Origin of the sequence: Bradyrhizobium sp. SZCCT0148 (assembly GCF_018129985.1) — a bacterium.
Classification (GTDB): domain Bacteria; phylum Pseudomonadota; class Alphaproteobacteria; order Rhizobiales; family Xanthobacteraceae; genus Bradyrhizobium; species Bradyrhizobium japonicum_H.
On the sequence record NZ_JAFCKT010000002.1, the window covers coordinates 145241 to 161409 of the forward strand.

Sequence of the window (16169 nt, forward strand, 5' to 3'; positions counted from 1 at the left end):
GCTCTCAAAACGGCTTTGCAACCATCAGCCAGAGGATCAGCATCGTCGCGCCGAACCCGGGGAAGCCGAACGCGAACCAGCGGCGAAACAAGACGAAGTATCGTTGCGGCAACGCCGTGTGTTCCTCCGCAGCCTTTCGCGCGAGATCGCGCATCTCGATCTGCATGAACACGACAGGGACCCAGAACAGGCCGGCGACGGCATACAACAGGAGCGAGGCGAGCAGCCAGCGCTCAGTGATCGGCGTCGCCGAGAGCATCATCAGCAATCCGCCCGTGATCGGCTGGAGGAGCACCGCCGACAGCGTGAAGATTGCGTCTGCAATGACGACGACCGAAGCGGTGCGGGCAATGAACTCCGCATCGTCGGTGCGATGCGCCATCAGCATGAAGAAGGCGATGCCGGTTCCGGTGCCGAGGATAACGATGGCACCGAGCACATGGAAATACTTGACCAGGACATACAGCGTCATTGCTTCTTGGTCACTGTTGGCATGCCCTGGTTCAGCGCACGCGCGAGGTCCCGGCTCGCGGCTTTGACGCCGGCCTCACTCTCGATCAGCCAATGCCCTTCGCTGCCGACGGCCGGCAAGGTGTGGAAGTCGACCTTGCCGCCGCTGCCGCGAAACGCGTCGGCCAGCGCTCTCGAGAACGCCGGCGCGAAATAGCTGTCATTGTCCGCAACAAGCCAGGTGACGGGAATCCGCGCGTCCCTGCCGAAGTCCGCTGCGGCCGCAACAAGCGTGTGTTTCGCGCAGATCCGGTTCGGCTCATCATTGGCGTGGCCGCCCCGCCCGGGCGCAAGCACGGTGATCGTGGAGATATCCTTCGGATCGCCACTCGCAAGCGCCAGCGCACCCCAGCCGCCGGCGGAATGGCCGAGCACGATCGCGGCATCCTTGCGAATGAAATCCTGCTTCCGCAAGAACTCCATCGCGAGCCGGATTTCCCCGGCCGTTGCGCGGCCCGAACGCGCATAGTCCGCCTCATCACATCCGCCCTGGTCCTCAACATAGCGGCCGCCGGTCGCGCCATGGCCGAGGCGCTCCGGCACCAGCACGGCAAAACCGCGCGCGACGAGAAAGGCGGCAAGCGGACGATATTCCGGCTGCGGCATTTGCGCCCGGCGCAAGGGATTCTGCGTCGAGGCGTGCGCGATGACCGCAAGCCGGAACGGACCTGTACCAATGGGGCGAAACAGCAGGGCGCGCGCGGCAATGTCGGTATCCGGCGACGGCACAAGCCACGCTTGTCGGCGAAATGGCTCGCCCTCCTCGCCGGATGGTCCAAACGTGACCTGAGCGCACAGCGGTGCGACCGACAAGGCCAGCAGAGACAGGAGCCCGAGGATGATGTTGAGGAGCCGCATGAATGGCCGGAGGCGGGAACAGCGACAATCAGACTAGTCGGAACGAATCAGTATCGGCAGACTTTCTGCGTTGCCATTGCCGTTCATTGGTTGTCGTAGACAGAGTTTTGCACCGACGAGTCGCACGCCGGTGGCTTTCACGTCGGCGTCCTGTCTTTTTTCGGCACAACATGGTTAAGATACTGATGCACAAAGTCCACACGTTAACCGATAATTAACGATAGGTCTTGCCGCCGGCGCGGCGACTTGGTTTGATTGCGTCCATGAGCACAACCCTGATCGAGGTCCGGCCGGCCAAAGCTGCAGATGCAACTGCGGTGGCGTCAACGCATGACGAAGCCTGGCGCTCGGCCTATCAGGGAATCATCCCCGGCGCCGAGCTGGAAAAGCTCATCAACCGCCGCGGCCCGCAATGGTGGGACAGTGCGATCCGCAAGGGAAGCCGCGTCAGCGTTCTGGTGTTCGGCGACAAAATCGCAGGCTACGCCAATTACGGCCGCAACCGCGCCCGCAGCCTGCATTTCGACGGCGAGATCTATGAGCTTTACTTGCGCCCCGAATTCCAGGGCCTTGGGTTCGGCCGTCGCCTGTTCGCCTCTGCCCGCCGCGACCTGATGCAGAGCGGGCTGAAGAGCATGGTGGTGTGGGCGCTCTCGGACAACGACCCGGCGACAGAGTTCTACCGGGCCTTGGGGGGCCGTATGGTGGCGCGCTCCTCGGAGCGGTTCGGGCCGAAGTCGCTCGACAAGGTTGCCTTCGCCTGGACCAATTGAGCTGCTGAAAGCTATTCGGCAGCGTTTCCCCGTCCGTCGATACCGCTGCCTTTGAGCCGGTGATCTCCGGATTCATTATTTCACAAAAACGCGATGGATCAGCGGGCCAACCGCGCGTATGACAGCGCCAAAATCGCTGCCGGGCGCGATTTACCCTCGGCAACAACGGAGCCTTCAATGCGTATCGATGCGATCTCGATTGGGAAAAATGTACCACACGAAGTCAACGTCCTCATCGAAGTCCCCGTGGGCGGCGAACCGATCAAGTACGAGATGGACAAGGAAGCCGGCACGCTGGTGGTCGACCGCTTCCTCTACACGCCGATGCGTTACCCCGGTAACTACGGTTTCATCCCGCATACTTTGTCGGATGACGGCGACCCCTGCGACGTCCTGATCATCAACACCCGCGCCATCATTCCCGGCGCCGTCATGAGCGTGCGCCCGGTCGGCGTGCTGTTCATGGAAGACGAAGCCGGCGGCGACGAGAAGATCCTGGCGGTGCCGTCATCGAAGCTGACGCAGCGCTACGACAAGGTGAAAACGTACTCCGACCTGCCCGACATCACGCTGCAGCAAATCCAGCACTTCTTCGAGCACTACAAGGATCTCGAGAAGGGCAAATGGGTGAAGATCCTGCGTTGGGGCGGCCCGGAGGACGCGCACAAGCTGATCCTCGAAGGCATGGATCGCGAAGAAAAGAAAAAGAAGAAGGGCTGAGTGCACCGTCCCGGACGCGATGCGAACGAAGTGACGCATCGCTGAGCCGAGACCCGTGGGTGGGCTCTGCTGGGCCGGCTCCGCAGCGCAACGTAAAACGATGCGCTGCGCCCCGGGCCGAGGCTCGAACTACACCGCCGGCTTCGGCAACCCGGCGATCGCGCAGGCCGCTCGCAGCGTATTGACCAGGAGGCACGCCACGGTCATCTGGCCGACACCGCCCGGCACCGGCGTGATCGCGCCGGCAACCTCAAGCGCTTCCTGATAGGCGACGTCGCCGACGAGGCGCGTCTTGCCGTCTTCCTTGGGTATCCGGTTGATGCCGACGTCGATCACGGTTGCGCCCGGCTTCAGCCAATCACCGCGCACCATCTCGGGCCTGCCGACCGCGGCGTAGACGAGATCGGCCCGCTTCACGAGCCCGGGCAGGTCGCGCGAGCGCGAATGCGCGATCGTCACCGTGGCGTTCTCGTTCAGCAGCAATTGCACCAAGGGGCGGCCGACCAGATTGGAGCGGCCGATGACGATGGCGTTCATGCCTTCCAGCGAAGCGTGCACGCTCTTGGTCAGGATGATGCAGCCCAGCGGCGTGCAGGGCGCCAGCGCCTCGAAGCCGCCGGCGAGCCGACCGGCATTGTTCGGATGCAGCCCGTCGACGTCCTTGGCGGGGTCGATGGCGTTGACGACGGCTTCGGTGTTCAGCCCTTTCGGCAGCGGCAGCTGCACCAGAATCCCATGCACGGCCGGATCGCGGTTGAGCTTTGCGACCAGCGCGAGGAGATCTGCCTGCGACACATCGGCCGCCAGCTTGTGCTCGAACGAGGCCATGCCGGCGGCCTGGGTCTGGGTGTGCTTGGAGCGGACATAAACCTCGCTGGCGGGGTCGCTACCGACCAGCACGACCGCCAGCCCCGGCACCAGATTGTGCTCGCGCTTGACGCGAGCGACCTCCTCGGCGACGCGGGCCCGAAGCTCCGCGGCGATGACTTTTCCATCGATGATCTTGGCGGTCATGTCAGTTCCCTCAGTCCTTCGATTGGGCCGTGACCAGCTGGCGCAGGGCTTCGCCGAGCCGGGCCGGATCGCCATCGACTGCGATCTGCTTCAGCCGCGAGGTGGCTCCGGACAGGAGCTTTACGCCAGCCTTGGGGACGCCCAGTGATTTCGCCAGCAGGATCAAAACGGCCTTGTTGGCCTCGCCGCCATCAGCAATGGCGCGCACCCGCACCTTCAGTACGCTGCGGCCGTCGGCCAGCTGCTCGATCCCGTCGATGCCATCGCGGCCGCCACGCGGCGTCACCCGCAGCGCGATGCTGATGCCTGCGGCCGAATAACGCCACGGTTCCTTACAAGCTACGTTGGCAACCAAGGGCTCCAGCCCGCTCAGACCACGTTCGGGTAGATGTAGTACAGGATCACCCGCTCGATGAACATGATGAGCAGGATCAGGATGATCGGCGAGATGTCGAGACCGCCGAGACTGGGCAGGAAATTACGAATCGGCGCCAGCACCGGCTCGGTGATCCGGTACAGGAACTCCGCCACCGCCGACACGAACTGGTTGCGCGTGTTCACGACGTTGAAGGCGATCAGCCAGGACAGGATCGCGGAAGCGATCAGCAGCCAGACGTAGAGGTCGAGCACGATGATGACGATGTCGAGAACGGCACGCATGATTTGAAAGACTCTGGCTTTTGAAGACTCTGGCGATCGAACTCTGGCAACGGCTGAATTGGCGCCTTTCGCTAGATATCGGTTCCCCCCCGCCCAAACAAGGGAAGTCAGTGCCAGGATGGCTAAAACCGCCTTACACCCGTCCTTGACTTGACCTTGGCGGGGACTTAAATGGCGCCCGGTTGTCGGCCGCGTTTACCAGAGCGGCCAGCAAAAGGGGCCATAGCTCAGCTGGGAGAGCGCGTCGTTCGCAATGACGAGGTCGGCGGTTCGATCCCGCCTGGCTCCACCAGCCTTCGCAGGCTACGACTGCTTCGGCTCGGCAAGCCGCTTCGTAGCGAAGGCTGCCGCGGCGTAGCCCGAAGGGCGAAGCCGGGCTACCTTCTCAGATCTCTCCCCCCTACCTCCCCGTAAATCGCGGCGGCCGCTTCTCCATGAAGCTCGCGACTCCCTCCCGGAAATCGCTGCCAGCCAGCGCCACCATCATCTCCCGGTTGGCTTCGATCGTGGCCTCCGCCAGGGTCTGGAACGGCACCTCGTAGAGCTGGCGCTTGATCACGGCCATTGCGCTCGGCGAGACGAAATCGGCGAGGTCGCGCGCATAGGCATAGGTTTCCTCGCGCAGCTTCTCCGGCGGGCAGAGCCGGTTTACCAAGCCGATCCGCAACGCCTCGTCACTCGATACGCGCCTTGCCGAGAGCAACAGATCCATCGCGTTGGCGTGGCCGACGATGCGCGGCAGCATCCAGCTGATGCCGTGCTCGGCAATCAGGCCGCGCCGCGCGAAGGCGGTCGTGAACACGGTGTTGTCGGCGGCAAAGCGCAGGTCGCAATAAAGTGCGTGCACGAGGCCGATGCCGGCCGTGGCGCCATTGAGCATGCCTATGACAGGCTTCTTGATCGACGGATAGAAACCGTAGCGCGTCTGCCAGTCCGGACGCCGGTTCATGTCGAACGGCGGTAGATTCGTTGCGCGCCTGACGTCATCGGGGTCGAGCCCCTTCAGGGCATCCATGTCGGCGCCGGCACAGAAGGCGCGGCCGGCGCCGGTGAGGATGATGACGCGGACATCGTCATCGTTGCTCGACGCTTCCATTGCGTGGCGCACGTCGCGTTCCATGGTCGGCGTCCACGCATTCATCCGGTCGGGACGATTGAGCGTGATGGTCGCGATCTTGTCGCTCACCTCATAAAGAATGTGCTCGTAGGCCATGACCGCTCTCCCTTTGCATGCCGGCGCGTTCGCGCGCTCGTTGGCTAACAGCCTAGCATATCCAGAGAGAAGGCAGAGACTTGCGCCAAGAACCTGCGCGAAGGCGCGATCACTCGGCGGCTTGCGCCAGCACCGGCCGGCGCGCCAGCCAGCCGTCGATGAAATGGTCGAGCCAGGCGCGTTCGGCGGCATCGTACACGGCACGATCGGCGAAGTGATGATGCCGCTGCCTTGCGCCGGGCGCGCTGAAGCCGTCATAGCCGCGCGTGGTCCAGCGATGCATCATCGCGTACGTCACGTCAGGATGGAATTGCACGCCGAAGGCATTGCCGGCGCGGAACGCCTGCACCGGAAAATCGTCGCCCTCTGCCAGTAGCTCGGCGCCGACAGGCAGCTCGAATCCCTCGCGATGCCAGTGATAGACCTGGGCCGGCCAGGCCGGGCAGAGCGCGTGGCCCGCGGCCGTGGGCCGGATCGGGTAGTAGCCGATCTGGGTCAGCGCCTCCGCATGTGGCGCGACGCGGGCGCCGAGCTGCTTAGCCAGCATCTGGGCGCCAAGGCAGATGCCGAGAAACGGCCGCTGCTCGCGAAGCGGAATTTCGATCCAGTCGATTTCACGGCGGATGTACGCGTCGGGATCGTTGGCGCTCATCGGCCCACCGAAGATCACGGCGCCGGCATGCTGATCAAGCGTCTCGGGCAGGGGATCGCCGAAGCGCGGACGGCGGATGTCGAGGCGATGGCCGAGCGCGCGCAACGCATTGCCGACGCGGCCGGGTGTCGAGGATTCCTGGTGCAGGACAATCAGGACCGGCAACTGGGTGTCAGCGGCGACGGCGCGCGGCGTCCTCCTGGGGAAGGGCACCAATTCTGCGCCAACAAACCTGTCCGTCCGGAACGACATGGCCTCTGCGAGTGCTATCGGTTCAGACCACCAGCATAACTAAGCGATCGTTAATTTCGTGTGAGTTCGCGCACACACCGAAACCGAAGCAAGCTCCGGGCCAATAGGGGCGCCTCGAGACCTATCGCCTCTGCCTCTGGAACCGACTGGTGGCGGCCAGGATAAAGCCCCGTGGGAAGAAGCGCAGGGCCAAGGGCACAATCTTGATGCCGAGGCCAGGCAGCACTGCCCGTTTGTTCACCATCAGGCCACGATAGGCCTCCCGTGCGACCTCGGCGGCCGAAACATTGAGAAGAGCCGTATCATGTCCGGAGCCGACGCCGGCACGCGCCTGGAATTCGGTGGGCACGGGACCCGGGCAAAGCACGGTGACGCGAACGCCGCGCGGGGCGAGCTCGGCCCGCAGCGCTTCGGTAAAGGAAATCACGTAGGCCTTGGAGGCATAATAGACGGCCATGCCGGGACCGGGCAGGAAGCCCGCGACCGAGCCGACATTGAGAAGACCGCCCTTGTTCCTGATGAGCTGATCGGCGAAGCGCAGCGACAAATCCGTCAGGGCCCGCACGTTGACATCGACGATCCCGATCTGCTCGTCGCGATCGCACTCGACGGCATCGCCGAACACGCCGAAGCCGGCATTGTTGACGAGGTGATCGAGCTCGACGCCTTCGGTTACCAGCGCCGCCGCGATCGTCTCGCCGGCGTCGGGATTCTCGAGATCGCAGGCAATCACGATCGGCTTCTTACCGCCCTTGGCGGCGAGCTCATTGGCGAGCGCTTCCAGTCGATCCACGCGCCGCGCCGTCAATGCGAGGCGATGCCCATTGGCGGCGAACACACGCGCCAGCTCCGCACCTATGCCCGCCGAAGCGCCGGTGATCAACGTTACCCGCTCAGTCACGATCGAAGTCTCTTGAATTGATGTTCTTGGCCCGGCAATGGCGGAACGAGAGCATAAGCCGCGCGCGGCAGGCAAGCGGCAGCGGCCGCATGGCCGCTTGAGCGGGCGACAGGGGGCGCGAGAAAGCGGAGCATTTACGGAAGAATCCGGAGACGGCCGGCCGGAAGCTACATTAAAGTTTTGTCATGTGGCCAGCACAACCGGCCATCCGCCGGTTTGCACGGATTCAGCCGCCGACGGCGCGGTCCTTCACCTGACCACTGGTGCGCTCCGCCACCGCATGCTTCAGGTCGATCCGGTCGCGCTGGGAAATGCCGAGCAGGTCGGAGGCGCGCCAGACGACGTTGTCTTCGAATTCGGAGACCTGGCCGTCGGCATAGACCAGCTCCCACATCATCCGAACGATGCGCTTGCGGCCGTCTTCGTCGAGCGAGCGCATGATGACACTGGTGAAATGATAGAGGTCTACCGCCTCGCCCTCGACCTGGGTAGCGTCCGCAATCAGGCGATCCGCAGTGCCGCGATCGAGCCCAAAATGGCTCTCGATCAGGCTATGCAGCTTGCGCTGCTCACTCGCGCTCGGCTGGCCGTCCAGCGAGACCACATGGACCAGCAGCGCAGTGGCAGCCAACCGATAATCGCTGTCACCGAACGTGCGGCCCTGGTCATGGGGGGCGACAATGTCGGCGATGAATTGACGCAGGCCGTCGAGCATAAGGTCCTACCGAGATCGATGCAGCCGCGAGGCGCGGCCGTTACCAGCATTATATGAGCAGGAAACTCAACCGGCGCAACGTGCGTCAGTTCCGCGCGCAGCATTACGTTTCGGCAATCTGAGAGGCACGCATTGGGCGCGATGAGCAAGCTGAGCCCAGCTGTCGTCCCCGCGAATGCGGAGACCCATAACCACGGGCTTTCGATTGGCGATGACCATCCTGCCCATCCTCGAAATCACGCGGTATGGGCCCCTGCTTTCGCAGGGGCGACAACGGAAATCCTCACGGAATCTCGTACACCACCATCTTGTCGGCGATGCCGCGCAATGCGGCCTGCTTCTGGATCGGCTTGATCTCGCGTTGCCGAAGGAGTGCGGCGACCGCCGGCGCATCCGCCACCGGGCCGGTAATGTGGATTTCCTGCGCGGTCGACAGGCTCTGCACGCGGGCGGCGATGTTGACGGTCTGGCCGAAATAATCCTGCCGCTCATTGAGCATCACCGCGAGACAGGGACCTTCATGGATGCCGATCTTGACGACGAGATCGTCGGTGCCGCGCCGCTTGTTGAGATCGTCCATCGCCGCGCGCATCCGCAGGCCCGCGACGATGGCGTGCTCGGGCCGGACGAAGGTGGCCATCACGGCATCGCCGATCGTCTTCACCACGGCGCCCTTCTCGGAAGAGATGATCTCGAGGAGCGCATGGAAATGCGCCCGCACGAGATCGAAGGCAGCGAGATCGCCGACGCGCTCGTAGAGCGCCGTCGAGCCCTTCAGATCCGTGAACAGAAAGGTCAGCGACGTGATCTGGAGCCGCTGATCGAGACTGAGATTGTCCGCCTTGAAGACATCGCGAAAGGTCTGGTTCGACAGCATCCGCTTGGCGGTGAGGAACGGCTTGCGCTTGCCGATCAGATGGTGGAGCGCCTCGGCGGCGATGAACACCGACGGCAGCACGCGCACGCCGGCCTGGTTCTCCAGCGACAGCCGCAGCGGGCCGGGCCGCATGGTCGTGGTCCCCGTCGGGGCCTGCACCTTGTTGTACATGATGGCGAGCTGCTGACGGTCCCTGGTCGGCTCGCCCTGGACGTCGATGAAATGGGCGGCGTGCGTGACCGGCTCGAAGATGATGATGAAGTCACCCGGCAGCTGCAGCGACATCGTCGCCTTCTCGCCGGCCGGCAACTCCATCGTATCCAGCGTCACCTCGTTCGCCAGCGTCGCGAACGAGTCCTTGTTGAAGTCGACGCCGGAGCTCCAGAACACCTGCTTGAAATACTCCCACACCGGCAGCGTATCGGGGTCGTGCGCCGCGATGCGCCGGACCCGCGGATTCACGGTGAAGGACACCTCGACCTGATCGTCGACGGAGGCCTTGTAGCCGCAAGCGCAGAGCGCGCAGTGATAGTCGTCGGGCTTGAGCGCCTTCAACGTCGTATGCGCGCCGAGCACGCCGCCGCAGCCCGGACACAGCACGTTCCAGCCGAGATCGAACAGCCCGAGCCGCGCCGCGTGCAGGAAGGCCGAAATCGCGTGCTCTTCGTCGACGGCATGCTGCGTGGCGAAGTCGAGGACATTGACGCGGTTGAGCTCGTGATCCTCGCCGTCCTCGATCAGCCGCGCAATCGCATCGACCACCTTCGCGTCGGCGGTCTGGTTGAGAACGGAAAACTGGGCCTGGATGTCGCTCATGACGGGACTCTATCTAGGGTGATCACGCCATCGGCCAGACGAGGGGCCTGTCACCGACGTGTGATGCGGAACATGGGTGAGTGGTCCGGCTGGGTCGTGACCACGCCGAGCGGGATCACGGGATTCGCCGGGTCGGCGAACTCGACACGGAACGCGCCGATCAGCCGGGCCAGCGCCAGCACGGATTCGGCCTGCGCGAACGGCGCGCCGATGCAGACGCGCGGACCTGCGCCGAACGGCAGATAGGCGAAGCGGTCCGGCGCCGCCGTCGCCATGAAGCGCTTAGGAATGAACGCGTTCGGCTGGTCCCACAGCTTCTCGTGCCGGTGCAGCAGCCAGGGCGCGATCATGATGATGTCGCCCTTGCCGATCTCGATTCCGGCCGCATTGTCCTTTTCGCGCGCGGCGCGCGCGACCAGGAACGCCGGCGGATAGAGCCGCATGGTCTCGTCGACCACGGCACGGGTGAGTTTCTGCCGGTCGATGTCGGCCATGCTGTCGAGATGCTCGCCGCTCGTCTCGGACGCCACCTCCTCCTGCGTATCAGGATCGAGCGCGAGCAGATAGAGCGCCCAGAACAGCGCAGTCGCCGTGGTCTCGTGTCCGGCAAGGATCATGGTCGCGACCTCGTCGACCAGTTGCTCGTCGGAGAAACCCTTGCCGGTTTCCGGATCGCGCGCCGCGTCCATGAGATCGAACAGGTCACGCGGCGGCGCGCCGTCCTTCTTGCCGGCAGCGCGCCGCTCGGCGATCAACATCGCGACGAATTCGGTCCAGCGCTTGCGGAAACGGGCGCGAGCAAAATCCATCGGGCTCGGCCACGACACCGGCAGCAGCATGTCCAAGAAGTAGGGTCGTCCGAGCCGGGACGCATACTCCATGATAAAATTGCGCAAGGTCGCGCCGTGCCGGTCCATGCCGAACGAGAACATCGTGCGTCCGGCGATCTCCAGCGTCATGCGCTGCATGATTTCGCGCAGATCAACCGGCGCGCCGGTCTGCGTCTCGAGCTTCGCAATGGTTTCGTCGAGCACCGCCGTCATGTGCGGTACGAGGTTGGCGGTCGCGCGCGGCGTGAAGGCCGGCGCGAGGGTGCGGCGCTGGAACGTCCAGGAATGACCTTCCGCGATCAGGAGGCCGTCGCCCAGCACGGGACGCAGCATCCGGATTCCCGCCGGCGTGCGCGTATAATTCTCGTAATTCGTAAGCAGGACGTGCCGGATCGCATCCGGCTGGTTCAGGATGAAGCTGTTGTGGAGGAAGAAGCGCCCCTTGATGACGTCTTCCTCATAGGCGGGCTGCCCCCAGGTCGCGATCATGTTGTGCCGGAGCACGGCAAGCCGGCCGAAGAACGACATGTCGTCGGGCGCGCGCGGGGGAGCCGGAGGGATGATGGGCCTGCGCACGCTGGCGATATTCATGGCTCTCTCCCGATATGACGCAGGCAAATAGCTAGTAAGTCAGCTCGGCAATCGCAATCCTGTTCTCCGAGGCAGGCCAGGCTCGCGCCACAATTCGTTCTTCGCCGAATTGAGCCACGATGTTGCGCCCGACCTCGCTGGCGGGAAGCCGCAGAGTTGCTGCCGAATCCGTGGGCACGCCCGGCTTGACGTCGGCCGGCTCCTTCCCGTCGAGCAGCACCACGTCCCGCGGCAGGCCGAAATAGCCCCTCGGCCGCGACATGATCACGATAGCTCCTGCGTCCTTGTCGGCCGGCCCGAGCGGGCGCGCAGCCCGCAAATGCACGACGTCGGAGGCGCGCGGGAACGGCGAGCGGTAGATGTGCGTCGTCGGAGCGTCCGGCGATGTCAGGACGAATTCAAGCGACCAGGCGGGATCGACCTGCGCCGGCCCCCAGCGGCCGTCGGCACCGGTCTTCGCGCTGTGCAGCGCACCGCCGTTGCGCTCTGCGGTTTCAGGATTGACGCGAAAAATATCGACGGTTGCACCCGCCACCGGACGATTGGTCGGCACGCCGCCCGGCGTCCCCGTGACGAGGCCGCTCAGCCGTACGCTTGGCTCCGGCACGATCGCAATGCGCACGGGCTCGTGACCTGCGATGAATCTGTAGATCTCGCGGAAGGCGCGCGGGTGGAACGCCACCTCGCGATGGTCGAGCGCGCCGAGCACCAGATTGGTGGCGCCCTTCAGCTCCGGTCCTTCGACGGTGACGCCGGTCGGCGTGCCCGGCTTGCCGATGAAGCGGCCGTCGGCCTGGGCGTATTTGTCCATGCCGTCACTGCGCAAGGTGAGGAAGGCGACGCCCGGCGTCACCTCGCTCTCGCCCTCGTTCAGGCCGAGCAGGAATACGCCGCGGCCGTTAAACTCGTTGTTGGGCTGGTCGTCGGTGGCGAACACGCCGTGATTGGGCGTGCCGCACAAGACGGCGTGGCTGACATCGCCGGCACCACCGTTCTTGATGACGTTGCGGATTGCGTAGCCGCCGCGCGAGCTGCCGACCAGCGCCACGCGCGGCGCACCCGTGCGGCGCTTCAACTCGGCGATGGCGGCAGAGAGCTCGCGGCGCTGGTCCTCGGTCGAAGAGCGGTTCGCCTGCTCGACCTTGTCGTCGGTTCGCGCCAGCGGATCGGTGAAATTGATCGCCATCATGCGATCGCGCGCGATACCGTTGGATTCCATCCGCCACAGCGTCGTCATCCAGAGCGCGTCGTAGTCGCCATTGCCGTGGACGAACAGGATCGGCGGAGCCGGGTCCGGAGGCAACGCAGCCGCCGGCGCAGATTGGGCCCATGCGCCCGCCCGCAAGCTCGCAATTGCGAAAGGCAAGCTGCTAGCGCCCTGCAGGATCGTCCGTCGCGACAGCTTCATTTGTTCCTCCCGGCAAACCAACTCTTTGCACCGCTTATAGCGGCCTAACCACTGGACAGCGAACTCGCGCGCCGACCAGGCCGCTCCCAAGACAGTTGCCGCCCGTGCCGCCGATCCATTGCCGGCACCGGCGAAGCTTGCGGCCAGAGATGACGTCGAGACCACCGCGACGATCGCGGCCAGGCCGACGGCGCTTGCTCAGGCACCCGCGCCGACGCCGGCCCCGGCCATGGCGGTCCAGCAGAGATCGACCTGCGCCAATCCGAACGCGCTGGGCGTCTCCCGTGTGGTCGAGATCGACACCACCGGCGGCCCCGGCTTCGGCTTCGATCATTTCAAGCAATTCGACTTCCTCACCGACAAGGAGGTCGTGCTGACCTTCGACGACGGCCCGTGGCCCGTGAACACGCCGAACGTGCTGAAGGCGCTCGCGGACGAATGCACCAAGGGCTTGTTCTTCTCGGTCGGCAAGCACGCGACCTATCATCCGGAAATCCTGCGCCAGGTGCTGGCCCAGGGCCATACGGTCGGCACGCACACCTGGTCGCATGTCAATCTGAACGGCAAGAAGATGACCGAGCAGATGGCCAAGGACGAGGTCGAAAAGGGCATCAGCGCGGTGAAATTCGCGCTCGGTGCCAATCCGGCGCCATTCTTCCGCTTCCCGCAGCTCCAGCATAATCCGGCGATCGTGGGCTATTTCGGCACCCGCAACGTCGCGATGTTCTCGACCGACGTCGATTCCTTCGACTTCCGCAAGGGCGCGACGCCGGAGAAGATCATCGAGACGGTGATGACGCGGCTCGACAAGCTCGGCAAGGGCATCATCCTGATGCACGATTTCCAGAAGAACACGGGCCTTGCCCTGCCGGCGCTGCTCGCCCGTCTCAAGGCCGGCGGCTACAAGGTCGTGCAGATGAAGGCCAAGACGACGCTGCAGTCGCTGCCCGAATACGACGAGGCGATCATGAAGGACATGAAGGTGCCCACCGCGAGCACCAACACGCGTCCGATCGCTAGCGTGGTGCAGACGGTGTCGCAGTAAACGCTTCTCGATCTCCAACTCTTGCGTCATGGCCGGGCTTGTCCCGGCCATTTGCTTTTGGCGAGCGCCTACCAATAGATGCCGTGGCGGTGCAGCTCGCTGATGATGCGGCGCTCAGTCCAGCGCTTGGACTTCGGCTTGTCAGCCCTTGCCGTTTTCTTGGTGGCGGGCTTGGTCGTCGCGACCGGCGCAGGGGTGGGCGCCGGCGTGGATACCGCCGGAGCCGCCGGAGTGACGGGAGCAGCCGGCTCAGAGAGCGACACTGCCGGCGGGCGATCCAGATATTTCGGCGCCTCCGCGGCTGGCGCGACTTCGTTTCCCTGCGCCGTGGTGCTGGTCGCCGATGTCGCCGTAGTCAGTGGAGCAGGGGCCTGGGCGCCCGTCGCGGACAGCGAAAGGCTGCGCGAGTCGCCTGCCTGGGCCGACGCAGAAGCCAGGACCATTGCGGCAACCAGAATGATCTTACGCATGTGAAATCTCCCCGTGTTGGCGTGACTGCGACATTACGGGCGAAACGCTTGGGGTTAAGTGATCGGCCTCACATTTGGCGCGGCACAATTTCGAACCCGGCGGCTGCGGTCAGCACCCGCGCCGATAGACCCGCAGCGTCACGTCCGGAAAGCTCATGCTGTCGAGCAGGCAGACGCCCTTGTCCGCGTCCATGCGGGCGATGAGTTCGTCGCCGACGCGAGGGCCAATCAGCGTGTGCTGGATCGAACTCGAGACGACGAAGATCTCGGACTGCAGAAGCCCGTCTGCAGTCGCCGCTGCCGTTCGATGCCACATCTCGCCACGGACGACGAGATTTATATGCGCCCTTGCCGCATATAATTGAATGGTCGCGGGCGTGACGGGATAGGGGCTCGAAAAGCCGACATAGAGCGGTCCCGACGGCGGCGGCTTGACGTCGCGAAGGAGCGACCAGAGACGCTGGGTCGATGCGCGGATGCTGTCCTGCTGCTGCGCGCTCAGCGACGTCGCTATGCTGAGCTGACCGATCACGACGTCCTTGACGAACAGCGCGAAGGCGATCGCGAGCGCAAGCACCCGGCCCGCCGTCAACAGGCGGCGGCGGGTGTCTTTCGCAAGCGCCGTGCGCGCAAGCAGCGATTCAATGGACGCCATGCAGGCGCAACCATTGAGGACGATCGCGACGATGAACACGCCGTAGAACATTGCGCCGAAAAAGTAGGTTTTGATCTCGGCAACGGACGGAATGGCGTAGGCGATCAGCATGGTCGCGAGCAGAACCACGGCATCCAGCACCGCAGCCCGTCCCTCGATCGTAGCGAACACGAAACGCAGCAGCATCAAGGCCACCCCGATGACGAACCAATGGTGCAGGCCGAACCGACCGTCCCCGCCGATCGAGAAGCGCAGCAGTCCGGGCCAGAAACCTTCGCCCGTCGTCCAGAGGTCGCGCTGGCCGATGAACACCATGAGAATGTAAGTGACGGTCTCGACCAAGGCGGGCCCGATCAGCACGGCCGTGGTCGCGACCAACGGCAGCACGAACCACAATAGCGCGCCGAGTGCAGTCCTGATCGACGGGCGCAATCCGCCGGCCTGGATACAATCGATGACCAGCCGGATCGCGAACGTACTGCCGAGCAGAGCGAGCGCAGCCGGAAACGACGTCGGCTTGATGCAGGCGGCGAGTGCGCAGGCAACGCCGAGGCCGGCCAGCGAGCTTGTGCTGCGCCGGAGCACGCCGCGATAGACGACGGCACCGGCGGCAAAGCCGACGGCCAGTCCCGAGGGCAGATCGGGACGCGCCTCGGTGACCGTGTGCCACAGCACCGGCACGCACGCTGCTGCGACCAGACACGCTGCGATCTCGAGGACCGGCCGTCGCCGAACCAGCCAGACGATCCCGAGCAGGAAGCCGAACACGAGCACGGCATGAACGAGATAGGGACCGACATAGCTTTCGGGAAACAACCGAAAGCCAGTTGCCGCCACCAGCGTCGAAAACGGCGCATGGTGATGCAGCAAGTCCCAGACGCTGCCGGCGACGCCGCGGCTTTCGAAGGCGTTCACCCACCTGACCGCGTCGCCGAAATAGGCGACGTCGTCATAGAGCGGCGGCACCGACAGCCGGCCGTGCAGGCGCGAGGCATCGAGCGACCTGGAGGCAACGACGGCGGTGATCAGCCCCGCAAGGAGAACGAGGCCGGACAGCCGGATCCAGTCGCTCCGATCCGCGGACCCCGCTCCGTTCGCCATGCCGCTGCCTGCCCCATCGCTCGCACCCGCCGGCGCGCATCGTAGAGACGCCAGCATCGCGCGCAACGCGCCGGATGCAATGTCCGGGACCTTGGCTCTCTTGTTCGA

Annotated in this window: 16 protein-coding genes, 1 tRNA gene and 1 pseudogene; 4 read left to right on the forward strand and 14 right to left on the reverse strand. The window is 64.6% G+C overall.

Features of this window, described 5'->3' with window-relative positions; genetic code table 11:
- Positions 1 to 4: 4 nt before the first annotated feature.
- Both JQ580_RS09110 and JQ580_RS09115 read right to left on the reverse strand, forming a co-directional pair.
- A complete protein-coding gene (locus tag JQ580_RS09110; protein ID WP_212279502.1) occupies positions 5 to 472 on the reverse strand; it encodes a DUF2269 family protein in 468 nt (155 codons plus the stop codon).
- A complete protein-coding gene (locus JQ580_RS09115; RefSeq protein WP_212279504.1) occupies positions 469 to 1368 on the reverse strand; it encodes an alpha/beta hydrolase family protein in 900 nt (299 codons plus the stop codon). The genes JQ580_RS09110 and JQ580_RS09115 overlap by 4 nt, the downstream gene beginning before the upstream one ends.
- A 263-nt stretch (positions 1369 to 1631) precedes the next feature.
- On the opposite strand from JQ580_RS09115, the gene JQ580_RS09120 reads away from it, so the two are divergent.
- Positions 1632 to 2141, forward strand: a complete 510-nt coding sequence (locus JQ580_RS09120) for a GNAT family N-acetyltransferase (protein WP_018318962.1) — start codon at positions 1632 to 1634, stop codon at positions 2139 to 2141.
- A 177-nt stretch (positions 2142 to 2318) separates the two neighbouring features.
- Complete coding sequence (gene ppa / locus JQ580_RS09125) at positions 2319 to 2861, forward strand: inorganic diphosphatase (protein ID WP_212280218.1); 543 nt, start codon at positions 2319 to 2321, stop codon at positions 2859 to 2861.
- Positions 2862 to 2990: 129 nt separating this feature from the next.
- Here ppa and folD read toward each other — a convergent pair whose 3' ends face one another.
- From folD to JQ580_RS09140, 3 genes are read right to left on the reverse strand one after another with little or no spacing between them, the layout of a single operon-like run.
- On the reverse strand, positions 2991 to 3875 hold the full coding sequence (gene folD / locus JQ580_RS09130; RefSeq protein ID WP_212279506.1) for a bifunctional methylenetetrahydrofolate dehydrogenase/methenyltetrahydrofolate cyclohydrolase FolD: 885 nt from the start codon (positions 3873 to 3875) through the stop codon (positions 2991 to 2993).
- Between the two features lie 10 nt (positions 3876 to 3885).
- Positions 3886 to 4230: a DUF167 domain-containing protein gene (locus JQ580_RS09135; protein WP_212279508.1), complete on the reverse strand. Its 345-nt coding sequence runs from the start codon at positions 4228 to 4230 to the stop codon at positions 3886 to 3888.
- A 14-nt stretch (positions 4231 to 4244) separates the two neighbouring features.
- Positions 4245 to 4535 (reverse strand): YggT family protein, encoded by a 291-nt coding sequence (locus JQ580_RS09140; protein ID WP_094975914.1) that lies wholly within the window; start codon positions 4533 to 4535, stop codon positions 4245 to 4247.
- Between the two features lie 216 nt (positions 4536 to 4751).
- On the opposite strand from JQ580_RS09140, the gene JQ580_RS09145 reads away from it, so the two are divergent.
- Positions 4752 to 4827, forward strand: a tRNA-Ala gene (locus JQ580_RS09145).
- A gap of 108 nt (positions 4828 to 4935) precedes the next feature.
- Here the strand turns inward: JQ580_RS09145 and JQ580_RS09150 are convergent.
- From JQ580_RS09150 to JQ580_RS09180, 7 genes are all read right to left on the reverse strand, one after another.
- Complete coding sequence (locus tag JQ580_RS09150; protein ID WP_212279510.1) at positions 4936 to 5748, reverse strand: enoyl-CoA hydratase; 813 nt, start codon at positions 5746 to 5748, stop codon at positions 4936 to 4938.
- A gap of 109 nt (positions 5749 to 5857) precedes the next feature.
- Positions 5858 to 6652, reverse strand: coding sequence for a glutamine amidotransferase (locus tag JQ580_RS09155; protein ID WP_212279512.1), 795 nt, complete (start codon positions 6650 to 6652; stop codon positions 5858 to 5860).
- A 121-nt stretch (positions 6653 to 6773) separates the two neighbouring features.
- Positions 6774 to 7553 (reverse strand): SDR family NAD(P)-dependent oxidoreductase, encoded by a 780-nt coding sequence (locus JQ580_RS09160; protein ID WP_212279513.1) that lies wholly within the window; start codon positions 7551 to 7553, stop codon positions 6774 to 6776.
- A 226-nt stretch (positions 7554 to 7779) separates the two neighbouring features.
- The gene (locus JQ580_RS09165; protein WP_212279515.1) at positions 7780 to 8268 is read right to left on the reverse strand and encodes a tellurite resistance TerB family protein; all 489 of its coding nucleotides are present in this window, start codon (positions 8266 to 8268) and stop codon (positions 7780 to 7782) included.
- Between the two features lie 283 nt (positions 8269 to 8551).
- A complete protein-coding gene (locus JQ580_RS09170) occupies positions 8552 to 9961 on the reverse strand; it encodes an adenylate/guanylate cyclase domain-containing protein (protein WP_094893231.1) in 1410 nt (469 codons plus the stop codon).
- 50 nt (positions 9962 to 10011) lie between these two features.
- Entirely contained in the window at positions 10012 to 11382 is a 1371-nt protein-coding gene (locus JQ580_RS09175; RefSeq protein ID WP_212279517.1) for a cytochrome P450, read from the reverse strand.
- 31 nt (positions 11383 to 11413) lie between these two features.
- Positions 11414 to 12790, reverse strand: a complete 1377-nt coding sequence (locus JQ580_RS09180; RefSeq protein ID WP_212279519.1) for a hydrolase — start codon at positions 12788 to 12790, stop codon at positions 11414 to 11416.
- Between the two features lie 61 nt (positions 12791 to 12851).
- On the opposite strand from JQ580_RS09180, the pseudogene JQ580_RS09185 reads away from it, so the two are divergent.
- Positions 12852 to 13835: pseudogene (locus JQ580_RS09185) on the forward strand (polysaccharide deacetylase family protein); the annotation flags it as partial.
- A gap of 68 nt (positions 13836 to 13903) precedes the next feature.
- Here JQ580_RS09185 and JQ580_RS09190 read toward each other — a convergent pair.
- On the reverse strand, positions 13904 to 14305 hold the full coding sequence (locus JQ580_RS09190) for a hypothetical protein (protein ID WP_212279521.1): 402 nt from the start codon (positions 14303 to 14305) through the stop codon (positions 13904 to 13906).
- A gap of 109 nt (positions 14306 to 14414) precedes the next feature.
- On the reverse strand, positions 14415 to 16061 hold the full coding sequence (locus tag JQ580_RS09195; RefSeq protein WP_212279523.1) for a glycosyltransferase family 39 protein: 1647 nt from the start codon (positions 16059 to 16061) through the stop codon (positions 14415 to 14417).
- Between the last annotated feature and the right edge of the window lie 108 nt (positions 16062 to 16169).